This window comes from Caulobacter sp. P1_B12_2 (assembly GCF_056406675.1).
The window spans coordinates 1-2,646 of sequence record NZ_JBFTZS010000558.1; the positions used below are offsets into that span (position 1 = coordinate 1).

Consider the following 2,646-nt stretch of genomic DNA (forward strand, 5'->3'; position numbering starts at 1 on the left):
GTCCAGCGTCGAGCGCAGGGCCACGCGGTTGATCCCGGCCTCGACCGGCAGCTCACGGGACAGGATGTAGTTGTCGTCGGCGCGCGAGGCGCCGGCATAGGAGGTGACCCCGTCGACCGTGTGCGCCCCGGTGACGACCTCACCCGAGGAGGCCGGCGCCTGCGTCGGCTTGGCGGCGCCCTTGGAGTCACCCTGGGCGATGCCGCCGCGCCATTCGGCGGGACCGGCGACGTCGAACTTCACCAGGTCCAGCGCCGTCGGCACGCGCCGCCCCTGGGCGTCCACCGCCTCGACATCGACCAGGGCGATGTCGGCCGCGTCAGCCCGCCAACCGGACGGACCGACATGCGGCGTCAGACGCAGCGCCACGGCCGGGCCGGTGGTGAGGCGCTCATCGCTCGAGACGACCTTGCCGCCGGCGTCGCGGCCGACCGCGCGCAGGGCTCCGGGCGCCCAGGCCACGGCCTTGAAGGTGAACAGGAAGCCGTCCGACTTCACGCCCTTGCCCAGCGACCTGCTGTTCAGCAGCAGCTCGACGCTGTCGGCGCTGGACACCACCAGCACGTCCTTGGTCGTGCCCGGCGCATAGTTCCAGTGGCCGATGATGTGGCTGCGCGGATGCTCCACGTCGACCCAGCCGTCCCACATCACCTGATGGGCGTAGAAGCCCGCCTTGGGCAGGCGCATGGCGTCGACCTCGCCGCTGCGGCGGTAGTTGTTGTCGCCGCGGAAGTGGGTGTTGCTGTCGGAGAAGATGATGTTGACCCCGCCCGAGCTGACGCGGTCGCCGCCGCCGGGCCGTTCGCGCCAGTAGTCGAACCAGCGGCGCACGTCCTCGGCCGCGTGGCTGTCCTGGTTGCGGTTGTAGTCGGGGCTGTCGATGTGGAACGGCGGGGTGAAGTCGTCCTGGAACTTCCGCGCCGCCTCGTCGCGGGAATATTCCATGGCCCAGACCGGCTTGGTCCCGCTCTTGTTGATGTAGAGCATCTCGCCGCCGTACTCGGCGACCTTGCTGGACAGCATCTCGCGCGAGCCGATGGCCCGGCCGCCGTGCGGGTCGAACTGGTCGCGGACGGCCTTGAGTTCGGCCATGTGCGCGTCGCTGATGTTCTCGTTGCCGCCCTCGTAGAACAGGATCGAGGGGTTGTTGCGGAAGCGGACAATGGCGTCGCGCATCACCTCGACCCGCTGCTCCCAGCGGCGGCCCGTGACGTCGCTCTCGGCGTCGCCGGCCGGCATGGCCTGGGGCAGGCCCACGCGGTCGGCCGACTGCACGTCCTGGGCGGCCGGCGTGATGTGCATCCAGCGAACCAGATTGCCGCCGCTCTCGACGAGCAGGCCGTTGGAGACGTCGCTGATCCACGGCGGGATGTCGGTCCCCAGGGCCGGCCATTCGTTGGAGGTGCGCTGGGCGTAGCCGTGCACCTGCATGACCCGGTCGTTGAGGAAGATCATCCCATTGCGGAATTCGGTCTTGCGGAAGCCCGTGCGGGTGACGACCGCGTCGACTGCCGCGCCGTCCTCCACCAGCTCCGTCGTCACGGCGTAGAGATAGCCGTAGCCCCAGCTCCAGAAATGCAGGCCCTTCAGCGGCGCCTGGGCGGTGATCGTGCGGGTCTCGCCGGGGGCCAGGGTCACGGTCGGACCGGTGAAGGCGCCGGCCGGCTTGCCGTCGACGTCGCGCAGGGTCACCCGATAGCTGAAGGTGCGCGGCCGGTCGGACTCGTTGCGCACCTGCGACTCGGCGTGGACGCTCGCCCTTCCGCCCTTGATGTCGAAAGCGTCGGCCCAGACATAGACGCCGGTCGTGCCCAGGCTGGAATAGAGCGGCAGGGTCTGGTGCAGGGCGCCGGTCAGGTGCAGCCGAACCGCCCGATGGATGCCCCCGTAGTTGACGTTGAAATTGTCGTTGTTCCACTGGAAGCCGCTGCCCGTGGCGCGCTCCTTGTACTTCCAGTCGCTGTCGACCCGCACGACGATCACGTTGACGAACGGGGCGGGCTTGAGGGCCTTGGTGGCGTCGACGCCGAAGGCCGTGACGCCGTTCTCGTGGCCGCCGACCAACACGCCGTTCACATAGACGTCGCCGGCCTGCCGCACGCCCTCGAACTCGATGAAGGCCTTGCCGCCCACCGCCGGACCGACCTCGGTCGGCAGGACCAGGCGCTTGCGGTACCAGACGATCGCGCCCTTCAGGTCGTGGATGTCGACCTTGAAGGCTTCGTCCTCGTTCCAGGCGCGCGGCAGGGTGACGGGCTTCCAGGCGGCGTCGTCGAAGTCAGGGGTCTGGGCGCCGGCGATCTCGCCGACCGCCATGCGCCAGCCGTCATTGAAGGGCCGGTCGATCCGTGGCGCGGCGGCCGCGGCGCCGGCCAGGCTCAAGCAGAAGACGGCGCACAGCCAGCCCAGGATCGATCCCGAAACGCGTCGCATCGTGCCGCCTCCAAAATTGGCCAGGCCACTTTGAGCCTTTCCTCACCTGTGGCTTGACATCCGGCACGCTGTCAAGCATTCTCATTATATCGGATGATGTTTCATATTATGGGACTTTATCCRTTGGGATTTGGACCTCGGTCCCTTCCCTCCCCACACACGCACTCGCCCGTTCTTCCCCCCATCCGGGCCAGCGGAGCACCTTCCAGGTGC

General features: G+C 68.6%; 1 protein-coding gene. It reads right to left on the bottom strand.

Annotated features, from left to right (window positions below; translation table 11 throughout):
- Positions 1-2,433, bottom strand: a 2,433-nt coding sequence (locus AC1DZ6_RS23195) for a DUF4982 domain-containing protein (protein WP_477099469.1), incomplete at its 3' end; no start/stop codon positions are given.
- Positions 2,434-2,646: the final 213 nt, after the last annotated feature.